This window comes from Ruegeria sp. CI8 (assembly GCF_056536865.1).
The window spans coordinates 470,357-486,075 of the sequence record NZ_JBQFQL010000001.1 but is presented as its reverse complement, the minus strand read 5'-3'; the positions used below and the strand labels follow the sequence as shown (position 1 = coordinate 486,075).

Below are 15,719 nucleotides of genomic sequence, written 5' to 3'. Positions count from 1 at the left end.
GGTCGGGGCTTCAATCTGTCAGCGGATCACCGACCCGCATGATTTCCCACTCTAGCGTGATCCCGCTTGTTTCGTAAACCTTTTTTCGCACCTCTTCGCCCAGCCCTTCGAGGTCGGCGGCGGTGGCGTTTCCAGTGTTGATCAGGAAATTCGAATGCTTGTGGCTCATCTGTGCGCCCCCGCGCCGGGCGCCGCGCATTCCGGCGTCGTCGATCACCTTCCAGGCCTTCAGGTCGTGCACATCGTCTGCCCGCCCGGTCGAGGAAAACCCGGCCGGATTGCGGAAGGTCGACCCGGCGCTGCGGTCCTTGGTGGGCTGGGTCTCGTCTCGCTTTTTCAGCTGCGCCTCCATCCGGGCATGCAGGTCGGCCGGGTCACCCGACGGGCCTTGGAACGTGGCCGACACCAGCACCGCACCTTCGGGCAGGTCGGATTGGCGATAGCGGAAGTTCAGATCGGCGGGCGTCAGTTCCACCACCTCGCCCTGCCGGGTGACGATGGTGGCCGATTGCAGCACATCCGCCGTGTAGCTGCCATAGCACCCGGCGTTCATCCGCACGGCCCCGCCGATGGAACCGGGAATGGTGCGCAGAAAGGTGAGGTCCACCCCCGCATCCGCCGCCTTGCGCGCCACATGCGCATCCAGCGCGGCTGCCCCCGCGTTGACGGTGGTGCCCTCGACCGATATGCCGTTGAAGCCGCGCCCCAGCCGGATCACCACGGCCCGCAGCCCCCCGTCGCGGACGATCAGGTTCGAGCCGACGCCCATCGGGAACACCGGCACCTCGGCCGGAAGGTCGCGCAGGAAAGCCTGCAAATCCTCAAGGTCAGCCGGCTGAAACAGATAATCAGCCGGGCCGCCGACACGCAGCCAGGTGAGGTCGTTCAGTGGTCGGTTCGGCGTCAGGCGGCCTTGAGGCGTTGGCAAAGTGGTCATTGAGGCTAGATCGCGGATTCGGCGGGGCGTGGCAAGCCCGTTCCAAGCCGCAGGGTCAAATCCGCCGCCGCAGCCACCGCCCAAGGTAGATCACCGGCCATCGCAGCACTGACATGCCGGCGGCCAGAACGAACAGGCCAACCCACGGGCCGTTTTCGTATGTGACATAACCCAAGATCGGAATGCCCACCGCGATCAGCGCATAGGCGCGGGTCCAGTGGTTGTCCTTGCTGGGGATCATGGCCAGCACGTTGGCGGCGATGCCCCACAGGGCTGCAAGCGCAAGCGACCAGCTCATTGCCCCACCTCGCGGCCGGACCATTTGCGCCAGTAGTACCGGATGGGGTTTCGGAACATCGATACGAACCCGGCAAAAGCCAGCACTCCGACCAACCAGCCATGCGCCACGCCCAGCCAGACGATCAGAACCGGCGCGCAGATCAGCAGCACGATGCCCGGCGGAAATTGCAGGCGCATCGGCAACAGCGCAACGACAGTGGCGCAGATCACCCAAAGGGCGGCAAAGATGACGGAATAGTCCATGGTTCTCTCCGCAAATGAGTCACATGCAAGGGCAGCGACACATCCGCAAGTTGTGCACCCAAATGCCCGCGAACGTCAAACGGCTTGTTTGACCTTCAGCCGGTCCGGCAGCGCATTGGCCCAGGCACTGATGGTTCCGGCACCCAGGCAGACGACCATGTCGCCGGGCCGGGCCTGTTCGCGGACCAGACGCTCCAGGTCGCCTTCGTCCAGCAGCGCGCGCGCGTGGCGGTGACCGTGACGGATCAGGCCCTGCACCAGATCATCGCGGCTGGCGCCTTCGATCGGGTCCTCTCCGGCCGAGAAGACCTCGGCAATGGCCACGACATCGGCGTCATTGAAACAGGCGCAGAAATCGTCGAACAGGTTGGACAGGCGCGAATAGCGGTGCGGCTGGTGCACGGCTATCACGCGGCCTTCGGTCGCCTGACGCGCGGCTTTCAGAACGGCGGCGATCTCCACCGGGTGGTGGCCGTAGTCGTCGATGATGGTGACGCCGTTCACCTCGTCCACCTTGGTAAAGCGGCGGTTGACGCCGCCGAAATTGGCCAGCGCGTCGCGGATTTCAGCGGTTTTCATGCCCAGATGACGTGCCACGGCCACGGCCGACAGCGCGTTCGAGACGTTGTGATCGCCCGGCATCGGGAGGGTGCAACCCTCAATCACGGTGTCCTCGTATTGCAGGTGGATGTCGAAATGCGCAATGCCGCCCTTGTAGGTCAGGTTGACCGCACGCACGTCGGCCTGGGCGTTGAACCCATAGGTGCGCACACGGCGGTCGGTGATGCGGCCCACCAGAGCCTGAACCTCGGCATGGTCGGTGCAGCACACCGCCAGACCGTAGAACGGGATGTTCGAGACGAAATCATGAAAGCCCGCGCGCAGCCGGTCGAAATCACCCCAATGCTCCATGTGCTCGGGGTCGATATTGGTGACGATGGCGATGGTCGCCGGCAGCCGGTTGAACGAGCCGTCGGACTCGTCGGCCTCGACCACCATCCACTCGCCCTGCCCCATCCGCGCGTTCGAGCCGTAGGCATGAATCACGCCGCCGTTGATGACGGTCGGGTCGAAATCGCCCGCCACCATCAGCTCGGCCATCATGGTGGTGGTGGTGGTCTTGCCGTGGGTACCGGCGATGGCAATGTTGGATTTCAGCCGCATCAGCTCGGCCAGCATGTCGGCACGGCGCACCACCGGCAGGCCCAATGCGCGGGCGCCGTCCAGTTCAGGGTTGCCCGGCTTGATCGCGGTCGACACGACCACGACGGCCGCATTGTCGAGGTTTTCAGCCCGCTGACCCACGAAAATCTCGGCCCCCAGCGACGCCAGACGGTCGGTGATCTTCGAGGCTTTCAGATCGGATCCCTGCACCTGGTACCCAAGGTTCAGCAGCACTTCGGCGATACCCGACATCCCGATGCCGCCGATGCCCACGAAATGGATCGGTCCGACATCCTGCGGCAGTTTGGTTGCTGGATTCATGGGGTCTCCTTCTGCGCCAGCTGTTCGACAAGGGCCACCAGACGCTCGGTCGCGTCGGGCGCCCCGACCGACAGGGCAGCATGGGCCATTTTCTGTGCGGCTTCGGGGTTGGTCAGAACCAATGCGATTTGCTCGGTCAGGGCGGGAACGTCAAGCGCATTTTCGGGGATCATGATCGCCCCGCCCGCCTGCACCAACCCGCGCGCATTGGCAGTCTGGTGATCGCCCGCGGCGGCGGCGAAGGGGATCAGGATCGAGGGCCGCCCGATCACCGAGATGTCGGCCACACTGGAGGCGCCCGAGCGGCTGATCACCAATTGCGCCTCGGACATGCGGCGGGGGACGTCGTGGAAAAAGGGCTGGACCTCGGCCAGAATCCCGTGGTCGGCGTAGAAGGCGGTGACCCGCTCGGCATCCTCTTCGCGCGCCTGATGCGAAACACGGATATACTGGCGCAGGCTCTCGGGCAGAGCAGCGATGGCGCCGGGCACCACATCGCTGAGGATGCGGGCGCCTTGGCTGCCGCCCATCACCAGCACCGACATCGGATAATCTCCGGGCGGGATATAGGGCGCGGCGGCGCGTTCCAGCACGGCAGCACGGACCGGGTTACCGGTGTGGATGCCGTGGGCGCCCTCGGGCAGGTCGGTGGGCCAGACGCCGCAGGCCACATGCGCGACCCGGGTGGCGAACAGCTGGTTCACGCGCCCCAGAACGCCGTTCTGTTCGTGAATCATGCGGGGCAGACGCAACATCACCGCCGCGCTCAGCGCCGGGATCGACGGATAGCCACCGAACCCCACCACCACATCCGGCTTGTCGCGCAGCAACTGGGCCGTCATCCCGGCAACTCCGGCTGCGATCCGGGGACCAGCCAGCGCCTTGGCCGCCAGCCCGCCGCGCGCGAAGGTGGCCGAGGAGACCTCGACGATCTCGGTGGAATGCGGGAAACCGCCGGTATAGCGCGCGCCGCGCGCGTCGGTGGACAGGCGCACGCGCCAGCCCTTGTTTAGCATGGCCTCAGCCAGCGCCTGGGCGGGGAACATGTGGCCCCCGGTTCCACCAGCCGCAATCAGCAAATAGGGGTTCGTCATCAGCCTCGTCCGCGCAGAATGTCACCCAGCTCGCCTTGGGGCCGCGACCGCGTGAACGCCAGCAGCATCCCCAACGCAATACCACCCGCAATCAACGACGAGCCGCCGTAGCTGACGAAAGGCAGCGTCATGCCCTTGGCCGGCAGCAGGCGCACAGCGACGCCCATGTTGATCATCGCCTGCACACCGAACATGCAAGCCAGTCCCGTGCCTGCCAACCGGGTGAACATGTCACGCTCGCGCATCAGGCGCAGCAGGGACCGTACCACGATGATTGAATAAAGCGCGATGATGATCAGCACCAGGATCAGACCGTATTCTTCTGCCGCGACGGCGATGATGAAATCGGTATGTGCATCGGGCAGCGACCATTTCACCTGCCCCTCGCCAACCCCAACGCCAAACAGCCCGCCTTCGCGGATTGCGTTGGTGGCATAGCCCAATTGGGTCGTCGGATCGACCTCTTGATTCAGGAAACCATCGATGCGCCGGGCGAAGTGTTCAGAATTGGCGTAGGCGAACATGCCACCCAAGACGACCGCTCCGGCCATTCCCAGCAGCAGGAACATCGGTGCACCCGCCACGAAATACATCACGCCCCAGCCGAACAGGATCAGACAGGCCTGACCGAAATCAGGCTGCATCACCAACATGCCAACGATCGACATACACAGCGCAAACGACCACAACCGCCCTGGCGGGCCATTGATCTCCTGCGCTGCGGCCAGCAGCCAGGCGGCCACGACAATGAAGCCCGGCTTCAGAAATTCGGACGGTTGCAGCGAGGCGAAGCCCAGCGAATACCAACGCACCGCACCCTTGCCGAAATCGGTCCCGAAGACCGGCAGAAAGGCCAGCGCAACAAATGAGGCCAGAAAGCCCAGCACCGCCAACCGACGCACCAAGGTGGGTGACATCATCGAGGTCAGCATCATCGCGATCAGCGCCAACACACCGAAAAGGGCCTGTCGCTCGACATAGTGGAACGGATCGAACCCATTGCGCTGCGCCAACGGCGGCGACGAGGCCAGCCCCAACAGAAGCCCGATCGCAAAAAGGATCAGCACGCAGGACATCGTCCAGCGGTCAATCGTCCGCCACCATTTCGGAAGGATCGGTTCACCGCGCTGGTCCTGGACCGCGCCATACACCATCTCAGTCATGAGATACCGCCACTATCTGCCTCGTTACCGTCCCGTTTTCGGGATCTGTTTGAGAGTCTACAGGGAAAATGCCCCTCAGGCCAGCCTCTTCCTCTTGTCATTGGCGTCAATCCGCGCCAAGGGCGAGGGATGCGATTTGACACGATCATACTGGGCGCCGGAGCCGCCGGCATGATGTGCGCCGCCCATTGCGGCGGGCGTGTGCTGGTGATCGATCACGCCAAGGCGCCGGGGGAAAAGATCCGCATCTCGGGCGGGGGGCGGTGCAACTTCACAAACCTCTACGCCGGGCCGCAGAACTTCCTGTCGCAGAACCCGCATTTCTGCAAATCGGCGCTGGCGCGGTACACGCAATGGGATTTCATCGACCTTGTGGGCCGTCACGGCATCGCATGGCATGAAAAGACGCTGGGGCAGCTGTTCTGCGACGGCTCATCGAAGCAGATCATCGCCATGCTGCTGGCGGAGATGGACCGCGCGGGTGCAGAGCTGTGGTTGCACACGTCGCTGCGCGATCTGCGCAAGACCGAAGCCGGCTTTGAACTGGTGGTCGAGCGCGAGGGTGCTCGATATGAACTGAGCTGTGCCAACGTGGTATTGGCCACCGGCGGAAAATCCATCCCCAAGATGGGTGCGACCGGGCTAGCCTATGACATCGCCGCGCAGTTCGGATTGCACGTCACCGAGACCCGCGCCGCTTTGGTGCCGTTCACCTTCCCCGATGGGCGGTTCAAAGACTTGTCCGGTGTTTCCGTCCCAGCGCGACTTTCGAATGATCGCACGAGTTTCGACGAAGCGCTGCTGTTCACCCATCGCGGCCTGAGCGGTCCGGCTGTGCTGCAACTGTCCTCATACTGGCGCGAGGGCGAGGCGATCCGCGTCAACCTGATCCCCGAGCTGCCCCTTTTCGACCTTCTGCGCGAACGGCGGCGAAGCGCAGGCCGCAAGGCCCTGACAACCGAACTCGCGCACCACCTTCCCGCCCGGCTGGTCGAGTATCTGAGCGCCCAGATCCCGATGCGTGGCAACCTGGCCGATCAGTCGGATGCGGCGCTGCAAGCGCTGACCGATGCGCTGAGCGACTGGGCGCTGACCCCCTCGGGCACCGAAGGGTACCGCACCGCCGAGGTCACCTTGGGCGGCATCGACACGGACAGCCTGTCGTCGAAAACGATGGAGGCCAGGGATGTCCCCGGCCTCTATGCAATTGGTGAAGCGGTGGATGTCACCGGATGGCTGGGCGGATACAATTTCCAGTGGGCGTGGTCCTCGGGTCACGCCGCCGGAATTGCGATCGCCGGTCGCCTTTAGCCTACGACGTTGTAGCCGCGGCCGCGCATGCAGTTGCGGACGATGACTTCCTGCTTCTGGGTGTTTTGCAGAGCGCTGGCGCCTGCCCCCACCAGTGCGCCAGCTACGGCCGCACGGCCCAGATCGCTTGCGCTGTCGTCGATGATGGCTTTGGTGCCCGCAGCACCCGCCGCGCCAATGGCCGCCGCGCCAGCGGTATTGCTGTCGATCGTGCCCTGCTGCCGCGCCACGGCCTGACACTGCGCCAGGTCTGCGTTGTAGTTCGGGCTGACGGGCCCATCCACAATGGGCTGGTAGTTCGCGCCTGTGTTCGTGCAGGCCCCTGCCACCAGGATGGCCGGCAGGATCATTGAAAGCTTGCGGTTCAGCATGGTCTTAACCTCGTGTTGAATTCCTAGGGTAACAAAATCATTAATTCTGGTGCGTCAAGCTGATAGCACTTCAATTTGGCCCAACCGGCGGTTCATTGCAAATGCGCAGTTCAAAGCCGCTTTTGAACCTGCGCCACGAAATCGTCGCCGCGCTGTTCGAAATTGTCGTACTGGTCGAAACTGGCCGCCGCGGGCGCCAGCAGCACGGTTTCACCCGGCGCGGCGTCGCGCATGGCCTGTTCGACTGCCTCGGCCATTGTGGTGCAAACGCGGGCCTCAACCGACAACTGCATGGCGAAGCCGGCCGCCTCGCGCCCGATCACATAGGCGCACAGAACCTCGTCGGTCGCGTCGTTCAGCGCGGCGATACCCCCCTCTTTCTCAAGCCCGCCGCAGATCCAGCGGATTTTTTTGAACGCGCCCAGCGCCTTGGCCGCGCTGTCGACATTGGTGGCCTTGGAGTCATTCACGAATGTCACACCGTTTGCCTCAGCGATGATCTGGCTGCGGTGCGGCAAACCTGGATAGCTGTGCAGCGCGTCCTCGATCATTTTGGGCGCCAGCCCCAGCGCGCGGCAGGCGGCATAGGCCGAACACGCGTTTTGGTGGTTGTGGGTTCCGGGCAAGCCCTTGATGCCGCGCAGGTGGATCGACGCGGCCTGCCGCCCCTTGCGGTACTCCGACAGGAACCCCTTGCGCGCAAAGACCTGCCAGCCGGGCCCGGCCAATTTGCGCGCCACCGAGACGCGGATCACCCGGTCGTCGCCCGGCCCTTCGGCCAGTTGACCGGCTAGAAACGCGCCTTCGATCTCGTCCACGCCGATCACGGCACGGTCGGGACCGCCTTCTGAGAACAGGCGGCGTTTGGCGGCGAAATAGCCGCCCATGCCCCCATGCCGGTCCAGATGGTCGGGCGAGAGATTGGTGAACACCGCCACGTCGGGCGTCAGCGCACGCGCCAGCTCGGTCTGATAGCTGGAAAGCTCCAGCACCACCACTGATCCGTCGCCGCCGGGCTCGATATCCAGCACGCCGCGCCCGATATTGCCCGCCAGCTGCGCCTCGCGCCCCGATTGGGTCAGGATATGGTGGATCAGCGCCGCCGTGGTCGACTTCCCGTTCGAGCCGGTGACGGCGACCACACGCGGCGGCACATCGAACTTGTCCCATTCGGCACCGCCCAGCGAGCGGAAGAACAGACCAATGTCATTGTCGACCGGAACGCCGGCCTGCAGCGCGGCGGCAACAACCGGGTTGGGTTCGGGATAAAGATGGGGAATGCCGGGCGATACGATCAACGTGGCAATCGCGTCAAAGGCGCCTTCCCGCCGCAGGTCCTGACACATGAACCCCTCGGCCTCGGCCTTTTCGCGCGCGGCGGGGTTGTCATCCCAGCACACCGGCTCGGCTCCGCCCGCCCGCAATGCGCGCGCCGTGGCCAGGCCCGACCGCCCCAGCCCCAGAACCGCAACCTTATGTCCTGAAAACCCTTTGACCGGGATCATGCCGCGCACCTTCTTCCATCTGCCAATGCGCCGCTACCCTGTACCGAAGAATTGACCCTTGGCAAGGGCGGCGTCAGGCTCGCGCCCTCGGCGCGAGCCGGGCCCAACGGGTACAGGCGGGCCGCAGGCCCACCGCGCCCGGCGGGAGCCCTACCGTACCTTCAGCGTGGCCAGACCGATCATCGCCAGGATCAGCGAGATGATCCAGAACCGGATCACGATGGTTGGCTCGGCCCAGCCCTTCTTCTCATAGTGGTGATGGATTGGCGCCATCAAGAAGACCCGCCGCCCTGTGCGTTTGAAATACAGTACCTGAATGATCACGCTCAGCGCCTCGACCACGAACAGGCCGCCGACGATGGCCAGAACCAGCTCATGCTTGGTGGCAACGGCGATGGCGCCCAGTGCGCCGCCGAGGGCTAGCGAGCCGGTATCCCCCATGAACACCGCCGCGGGCGGAGCGTTGTACCACAGAAACCCAAGCCCGCCGCCAAACAATGCGGCGGTGAAGATAAGGATCTCACCCGTGCCGGGCACATAGTGCACGTCCAGATATTCGGTAAAGTCGACGCGACCCACCGCGTAGGCGATCACGCCCAAGGTCGAGGCTGCGATCATCGCGGGCATGATGGCCAGCCCGTCCAGCCCGTCGGTCAAGTTCACGGCATTCGCCGCCCCCACGATCACCACGATCGAGAACGGAATGTAGAAGATACCCAGATTGATCAGCGTGTCCTTGAAGATCGGCACGGCCAGCTGGTTCTGGAGCATTTCGGGGTGGTGCAGCGTCGCCCACAGCGCGGCCAGCGCGGCAATAATGATGCCCAAAGCCAGGCGCATTTTGCCTGAAACGCCCTTGGTATTCTGCTTCGATACCTTGGCATAGTCGTCCGCAAATCCGATGGCTGCGTAGGCCAGCGTGACGAACAGAACCATCCAGACATAGGGATTGTCCCACCGCGCCCAAATCAGCGTGGACGTCACCAGAGCACCGACAATCAGCAGGCCCCCCATCGTGGGCGTGCCGGCCTTTGTAAAGTGCCCCTCGGGGCCGTCATCCCGAATTGGCTGACCCTTGCCTTGTTTCCGGCGCAGCACGTTGATCAACGGCTTGCCGAACAGGAAGCCAAAGATCAGGGCCGTCAGAAAGGCGCCGCCTGCGCGGAACGTGATGTAGCGGAAGAGGTTGAAGAAATCCCCTCCGTCCGACAGGCTGGTCAACCAATAGAGCATTACAAAACCTTTCTCACACCGCGGTCATGGGTGGTCATGCATCAAGCGCGCCCACTTGCCCCATTTTCCGCAAACCGTCAACAATCCGTGCCAGCGCCATGCTGAGGGAGCCTTTGGCCAACACGGCATCGCCCGCCCGAACCAGCTGCGGCAGCTCTAGAACCATTTCGGCGCTGGTCTCAAACCACAGCCCGCGCTTGTCCTCGGGCAAGGCCTCGTGCAGCGCCCGCATCAACGGACCGATGCAATGCACCTTGTCGATCCGTGCCATGGCCGGCACATCGGCCAGCCCTGCGTGCATGGCGCGCTCTTTTGGACCCAGCTCCTTCATGTCGCCCAGAAAGGCGATGCGCCTTTCGCCCTTCGCTGCCGCCAGCACATCCAGCGCCGCCGCCATCGAGGTCGGATTGGCGTTGTAACTATCATCCAGCAGTTCGATCTGCCCGCCATCCGGCAGGGCCAGCATCTCGCGCACGCCCCGCCCCGTAACCGGCGCCCATTTGGCGAGGCCGGTGATGGCCGCGTCCAGATCGACACCCAGCGCGACGCAGGCAGCCAGCGCGCCTAGACCGTTCATGGCAAAATGCGTCCCCGCAGATTGCACGTCGAAAGCGAATGGCTGGCCCATGGCCTCGGCGGTCACGTGGATGTCCGTGGGCGACTGGGTCACGCCGGTCAGCCGATAATCCGATGCGGTGCGGCCGAAATCCACGATCACCGCGCCATGCCGGGCAGCGCAGGTGCGCAGGATGACGGTATGATCCAGGTCGGCGTTCACGATGGCGGTGCCGCCGGCCTCCAAACCTTCAAAGATAGCGGCCTTTTCGTGAGCGATGCCGGCAACCGACTCGAACGCCTCGAGGTGAACCGCGGCGACGGTGGTGACCAGCGCCACATGCGGGCGAGCCTGCCGCGCCAGGGGTGCAATTTCGCCGGGATGGTTCATGCCGATCTCGATCACCGCATATTCGGTGTCGCGCGGCATCCGGGCCAGAGTCAGCGGCACGCCCCAATGGTTGTTGTAGCTGGCAACGCTGGCATGGGTGCGGCCCTGATCCGACAGGATGGTCGCCAGCATCTCCTTGGTCGAGGTCTTGCCGACACTGCCCGTCACCCCAACCACGCGGGCCTTGCACCGGTCACGGGCGGCGCGGCCCAACGCCTCGAGCGCGGTTTGTACGTCATCGACGATCAGCAGCGGCGCATCGGGGGCCACACCTTCGGGCACCCGCGTGACCAGCGCGGCAGCAGCCCCTTTGTCCAGCGCCTGCGCCACGAAATCATGCCCGTCGCGCGCCGCCTTCAACGCCACGAACAGGTCACCCGGTTGCAGCGTACGCGTATCGATGGACACACCGCCCGCCTGCCAGTCGGTCGTGGCCCGTCCGCCCGTCGCGGCGGCGGCCTCGGATGCGGTCCAGAGTGTCATGCGACCCTCCCGTCCAGTGCGGCCACGGCGATGCTGGCCTGTTCCACATCATCGAAGGGCAGAACCTGGTCACCCACGATCTGCCCGGTCTCGTGCCCCTTGCCCGCGATCAGCAGCGCATCGCCCGGCTGCAATGCATCTATGCCGCGCAGGATGGCCTCGGCCCGGTCGGCAACCTCGGTCGCGTCGGGGGCCCCGGCCATCACCGCGGCGCGGATGGCGGCGGGGTCTTCCGAGCGCGGATTGTCGTCGGTGACAAAGACGATGTCGGCGTTCTCGGCCGCGGCGCGGCCCATCAGCGGGCGCTTGGTCGCGTCGCGGTCCCCGCCCGCGCCGACGATGGCGATCAACCGGCCCATCACATGCGGACGCAGCGCCTGCAAGGCGGTGGCCACGGCGTCGGGCGTGTGAGCGTAGTCGACGAATACCGCCGCCCCGTTACTGCGGGTCGCCGCCAACTGCATCCGCCCCCGCACCGTAGTCAGATGCGGCAGGGTGTCGAAGACATGGTCGGGGTCGTCTCCGCTGGCGATGACCAATCCGCAGGCCAGCAGAACGTTTTCCGCCTGAAACCCGCCGATCAGGTTCAGCCGGGTCTGGAAGGTCTTGCCGCGCCAGGCAAAGCGCAGATCCTGCCCGGTGGCGTCAAACCGTTGGTTCAACAGGCAAAGATCGACATCCCCGCTGCCCACGGTCAGGATCGACTGACCGCGCGCCTGAGCGATATCACGGATTGCGGCCCCTTTCGGATCATCCATGTTGATCACGGCGGTTCCGTCCTGCGGAAGAACCCGGTCGAACAGGCCGGCCTTGGCGGCGAAATACGCCTCGAACGTCGCGTGATAGTCCAGGTGATCCTGGGTGAAATTCGAAAACCCAGCCGCCGTCAGGTGCACGCCGTCCAGCCGGCGCTGTTCCAAACCATGTGACGAGGCCTCCATCGCGGCGTGGATCACGCCGGCCTCGGCGGCCTCGGCCAGACAGCGATGCAGGGTGATGGGTTCGGGTGTCGTGTGGGCCAGCGGTGCCGTCCACGCGCCCTCGACCCCTGTCGTGCCGAGATTGACGGCCATGTGGCCCAGTTCGGTCCAGATCTGGCGCACGAAGGTCGAAATCGAGGTCTTGCCGTTGGTGCCGGTGACCGCCACCATGGTGCGCGGCTGCGCCCCGAACCACAATGCGGCGGTATAGGCCAGCGTCTGGCGCGGGTCCTGCACCACCACCAGGGCGGCGTCCGAGGCGGCCAGTTCATCGGCGGCGATCCGCTCGCCTTCGGCATCGGTCAGGATGGCGGCGGCCCCCATGCGCAAGGCGTATTCGATGAATTCGCCGCCATGCACGCGCGTCCCCGGCAGCGCCGCGAACAAAAAGCCGTCCTTGACCTGACGGCTGTCCACCGCCAGCCCGGTAATCTCCGGGTCGGCACCGCCGCGCGCGGTCAGGGCCAGCTGGCTGAGTTTCTTTGACCTTGCGCCCATGACCCACCTCTGTCGGACTGCCTAATTCGAGGTCAGCGTTATAGCAGCGCGATCCTCAGGCTCAAGCCGCGGACGCAAGCCCAACAGCGGCGCGATGCGGCCGATCAACTCGGCCGCCACGGGCACTGCCGTCCAGCCTGCCGTGCGGCGCTTTTCGCCGTAGGCCAGAATCGACGGTTCGTCCAGCGCAACGATCAGAACATATTTCGGATCGTAGGCCGGAAAGACCGAAGCGAAGGTGGCGATCACCTTGTCATCATAGTAGCCGCCGCGCGGCTTGGGCTTGTCGGCGGTGCCGGTTTTACCGGCCACGGCATAGCCCGGAACGTCACCAAAGCTGGCGGTTCCGTCCGTCACCACTTTGCGAAGCATCATCAGCGATTGTTTGGCCGCGTTTTCCGACATCACGCGCGGCCCGTATTGCGGCCCGTTGCGGCGCAAGATCGTGGGGCTGACATAATGCCCGCCATTGGCGATGGCCGCATAGCCCGCCGCCAGATGCATCGGGCTGGTCGACAGGCCGTGGCCGTAGGAAATGGTGACGGTGCTCAATTCGCCCCACTTCTTGGGCTTGAGCGGCACCCCGCCCTTGGCCTCGACGATCTCGAACGGGGTGGGGTCGAACATGCCCAGCGCGTCCAGGAACTGTTGCTGGCGCTCGGCGCCGATCTGCAGCGCCAACCGCCCCGTGCCGCGGTTCGAGCTGTGCACAATCACATCGGCCACGCTGATCTTGCCGTAATTCTTGCCGTTGAATTCGCCGATCGGGAAACGCCCGATCTTCATCGGGCCCGAGGTGTCGATGATCGTGTCTGCATTCACCAGCCCCAGATCGACCGCTTGCGCGGCAGTGAAGATCTTGAAGATCGACCCCAATTCGTACACGCCCTGCACATAGCGGTTGAACAGAGGGCTGTCCGAGGGGTCAAAGCCCGAGGTCGGCGGGCGCGGACGGTCGTTCGGGTCGAACGAGGGCAACGAGGCGGCAGCAATCACTTCGCCGGTATGGGCGTTCATCAACACCGCCGAGGCGCCCTTGGCGTTCATGATCTTCATGCCGCCGTCCAGCACCTGTTCCACCGCCGCCTGAACAGTCAGGTCAAGCGACAGCTGCAGCGGCTTGGTTCCGTTGGCCGGGTCGCGCAGATAGTCATCGAACTGTTTTTCCACCCCGGCCACACCGATCACCTCGGCAGCCGAGACGCCTTCGCGCCCAAAGCCTGAACCGCCAAGGATATGCGCGGCCAGCCGGCCGTTGGGATAGAGCCGCATTTCGCGCGGGCCGAACAGGATGCCCGGATCGCCGATGTCATGCACCGCCTGCTTTTGTTCCGGTGAAATACGTTTTTTGATCCAGAGGAATTTACGCTTGCCGGTGAAGTCCTTGACCAACCGCTCTTTGTCCAGATCCGGGAAGATCGCCACCAGCTTTTCCGCGGCCGCGATCGGGTCGATCATCAGCGGGGGCTGGGCATAAACGGAGTAGGTATCAAGGTTGGTCGCAAGGATTCGGCCTTCGCGGTCCACGATATTCGCCCGCTGCATGGCAATCGACGCGCCCGGGGCGCTCGCTAGCGGCTCTTGCGCCTCCGAAGTAGCCAATGCGCCCATCCGGAACCCGACAATGGCAAATGCCGCAAAGAAAAACGCGCTGAGCACCAGCAACCGCCCCTCGGCGCGGGCGCGGGCGCGGTCCTTCATCTCTTCGTGGCGGCGGCGGATGTTCTCGCGTTCGATCACCTTGGGGTTTTCCCCGCGGGCGCGGGCCTCGAGGATGCGGGCAAGCGGGCGGAGCGGTGTGCGCGTCATGGGATCTGCACCTCGCCCAGGGCCTGGGTGTCGGTGATCGCCTGCAATTCGATCGGGTCGGCGATGGGCAGGTCGGGATCCTCGGCATAGGCGATCTGGTCGGCACGTCCGAACTGCTCGGCGCGCAGCGGCAGCAGGGCAAGACGCTCGAAATTCAGGTCGGCCAGTTCACGCAGTCGGTCCGGGCGGTTCAGATAGGCCCATTCGGCCTGCAATACAGCCAGCCGGGCCTGCGCCGCGCCGATCTGGTGCTGCAGGGATTGGGTTTCCTTCAGTACCTGCTGGGTGCGGTAGTTTTCCTGATAGGCCCACAAGGCCAGGCCGAAAACACCCAAGGCGGTCAATACAAACAGAATACTCTTCATCTTGCCTTTCCCCCGATCATGGGCATGCCGATGGCGCGGGCATCAATTTCCCCCGCCGGAGCATCGGTACGAACAGCAACCCGCAACTTGGCCGAGCGCGCGCGTGGGTTGTCCTGCAACTCCTGCGGGTCGGGGCCGATGGCCTTGCGGGTCTTCAATGTGAATTGCGGCTGATCCTGCTGGATTTCGGGCGCATAGCGGTTGGCACGGCCGGTCTTGCCAGCGCGCGACTGGAAAAAGCGTTTGACCATCCGGTCCTCGACCGAGTGGAAAGTGACCACCGCCAGCTGTCCACCCGGCTTCAACGCGCGCTCGGCGGCCATCAGGCCCATGAACAATTCCTCGTATTCGGCGTTCACCGCAATGCGCAGCGCCTGGAACGACCGCGTGGCCGGATGGGACTGGCCGGGCTTGGCGCGGGGCAGGCAGGATTCGACGATCTCGGCCAGACGCAGGGTGGTGGTGATGGGCGACTCGGTGCGGGCCTTGACGATGGCGCGCGCGATGCGGCGGCTTGCCCGTTCCTCACCGTAGTGGAACAGGATTTCGGCCACTTGCTCCTCGGTCGCGGTGTTGACCAAATCAGCTGCGCTTTCGCCCTCCTGGCTCATGCGCATGTCCAGCGGGCCGTCCTTCATGAAGGAAAAGCCGCGCTCGGCCTGGTCCAGCTGCATGGACGAGACACCAAGGTCCAGCACCACGCCATCAAGGTCGTTGGCATATTCATCCATGCGCGAGAAAACACCCGGTTGCATCACCAGCCGGTCGCCATATTCGGCTGCCCAATCCGCCGCCATTTCAAAGGCCAATGGATCGCGATCGACGCCGATTACCTTGTCGGCGCCAGCCTCAAGCAAACCCCGGGTATAGCCGCCCGCACCAAAGGTACCATCCAGCCAGGTGCCGGATACCGGATGAACCGCGTCCAGCAACGGGCGCAGCAGAACGGGAATATGGGGTTTGTCAGATGAAGTGTGATCCGCGCCGGCCATGCCG

The 15,719-nt window shown here is 64.5% G+C and carries 15 protein-coding genes; 1 reads left to right on the top strand and 14 read right to left on the bottom strand.

Going from position 1 to position 15,719, the window contains the following annotated elements; genetic code table 11:
* Window positions 1-10: 10 nt before the first annotated feature.
* The 6 genes from murB to ftsW form a co-directional block, all read right to left on the bottom strand.
* Entirely contained in the window at window positions 11-937 is a 927-nt protein-coding gene (gene murB / locus ACR0DA_RS02400; protein ID WP_170598482.1) for a UDP-N-acetylmuramate dehydrogenase, read from the bottom strand.
* A 55-nt stretch (window positions 938-992) separates the two neighbouring features.
* The gene (locus ACR0DA_RS02395; RefSeq protein WP_170441924.1) at window positions 993-1,235 is read right to left on the bottom strand and encodes a DUF2484 family protein; all 243 of its coding nucleotides are present in this window, start codon (window positions 1,233-1,235) and stop codon (window positions 993-995) included.
* On the bottom strand, window positions 1,232-1,480 hold the full coding sequence (locus tag ACR0DA_RS02390; RefSeq protein WP_480752821.1) for a DUF2484 family protein: 249 nt from the start codon (window positions 1,478-1,480) through the stop codon (window positions 1,232-1,234). The genes ACR0DA_RS02395 and ACR0DA_RS02390 overlap by 4 nt, the downstream gene beginning before the upstream one ends.
* A 75-nt stretch (window positions 1,481-1,555) precedes the next feature.
* The gene (murC, locus tag ACR0DA_RS02385; RefSeq protein WP_170598485.1) at window positions 1,556-2,965 is read right to left on the bottom strand and encodes a UDP-N-acetylmuramate--L-alanine ligase; all 1,410 of its coding nucleotides are present in this window, start codon (window positions 2,963-2,965) and stop codon (window positions 1,556-1,558) included.
* On the bottom strand, window positions 2,962-4,059 hold the full coding sequence (locus ACR0DA_RS02380) for a UDP-N-acetylglucosamine--N-acetylmuramyl-(pentapeptide) pyrophosphoryl-undecaprenol N-acetylglucosamine transferase (protein ID WP_170434644.1): 1,098 nt from the start codon (window positions 4,057-4,059) through the stop codon (window positions 2,962-2,964). Before ACR0DA_RS02380 ends, murC begins: the two co-directional genes overlap by 4 nt.
* Window positions 4,059-5,222 carry a putative lipid II flippase FtsW gene (ftsW, locus tag ACR0DA_RS02375; RefSeq protein ID WP_170357284.1) on the bottom strand — a complete coding sequence of 388 codons (1,164 nt, stop codon included), beginning with the start codon at window positions 5,220-5,222 and terminating at the stop codon, window positions 4,059-4,061. Before ftsW ends, ACR0DA_RS02380 begins: the two co-directional genes overlap by 1 nt.
* 129 nt (window positions 5,223-5,351) lie before the next feature.
* Here ftsW and ACR0DA_RS02370 point away from each other — a divergent pair, with 129 nt between their 5' ends.
* The gene (locus ACR0DA_RS02370; RefSeq protein WP_480752819.1) at window positions 5,352-6,533 is read left to right on the top strand and encodes a BaiN/RdsA family NAD(P)/FAD-dependent oxidoreductase; all 1,182 of its coding nucleotides are present in this window, start codon (window positions 5,352-5,354) and stop codon (window positions 6,531-6,533) included.
* Here the strand turns inward: ACR0DA_RS02370 and ACR0DA_RS02365 are convergent.
* The 8 genes from ACR0DA_RS02365 to rsmH all read right to left on the bottom strand — a co-directional run bounded on the left by ACR0DA_RS02365 (window position 6,530) and on the right by rsmH (window position 15,715).
* Window positions 6,530-6,904: a glycine zipper family protein gene (locus tag ACR0DA_RS02365; RefSeq protein ID WP_093964839.1), complete on the bottom strand. Its 375-nt coding sequence runs from the start codon at window positions 6,902-6,904 to the stop codon at window positions 6,530-6,532. The two genes, ACR0DA_RS02370 and ACR0DA_RS02365, sit on opposite strands and share 4 nt — an antisense overlap.
* Window positions 6,905-7,014: 110 nt before the next feature.
* A complete protein-coding gene (gene murD, locus ACR0DA_RS02360) occupies window positions 7,015-8,409 on the bottom strand; it encodes a UDP-N-acetylmuramoyl-L-alanine--D-glutamate ligase (RefSeq protein ID WP_480752818.1) in 1,395 nt (464 codons plus the stop codon).
* A gap of 150 nt (window positions 8,410-8,559) precedes the next feature.
* Window positions 8,560-9,642, bottom strand: coding sequence for a phospho-N-acetylmuramoyl-pentapeptide-transferase (mraY, locus tag ACR0DA_RS02355; protein WP_093964837.1), 1,083 nt, complete (start codon window positions 9,640-9,642; stop codon window positions 8,560-8,562).
* Between the two features lie 34 nt (window positions 9,643-9,676).
* Entirely contained in the window at window positions 9,677-11,071 is a 1,395-nt protein-coding gene (locus ACR0DA_RS02350) for a UDP-N-acetylmuramoyl-tripeptide--D-alanyl-D-alanine ligase (protein ID WP_480752816.1), read from the bottom strand.
* Window positions 11,068-12,549: a UDP-N-acetylmuramoyl-L-alanyl-D-glutamate--2,6-diaminopimelate ligase gene (locus ACR0DA_RS02345; RefSeq protein ID WP_480752815.1), complete on the bottom strand. Its 1,482-nt coding sequence runs from the start codon at window positions 12,547-12,549 to the stop codon at window positions 11,068-11,070. Before ACR0DA_RS02345 ends, ACR0DA_RS02350 begins: the two co-directional genes overlap by 4 nt.
* Before the next feature lie 21 nt (window positions 12,550-12,570).
* The gene (locus tag ACR0DA_RS02340) at window positions 12,571-14,358 is read right to left on the bottom strand and encodes a peptidoglycan D,D-transpeptidase FtsI family protein (protein WP_170357278.1); all 1,788 of its coding nucleotides are present in this window, start codon (window positions 14,356-14,358) and stop codon (window positions 12,571-12,573) included.
* Window positions 14,355-14,723: a cell division protein FtsL gene (gene ftsL / locus ACR0DA_RS02335; RefSeq protein ID WP_170391006.1), complete on the bottom strand. Its 369-nt coding sequence runs from the start codon at window positions 14,721-14,723 to the stop codon at window positions 14,355-14,357. Before ftsL ends, ACR0DA_RS02340 begins: the two co-directional genes overlap by 4 nt.
* Entirely contained in the window at window positions 14,720-15,715 is a 996-nt protein-coding gene (gene rsmH / locus ACR0DA_RS02330; protein WP_480753899.1) for a 16S rRNA (cytosine(1402)-N(4))-methyltransferase RsmH, read from the bottom strand. Before rsmH ends, ftsL begins: the two co-directional genes overlap by 4 nt.
* Between the last annotated feature and the right edge of the window lie 4 nt (window positions 15,716-15,719).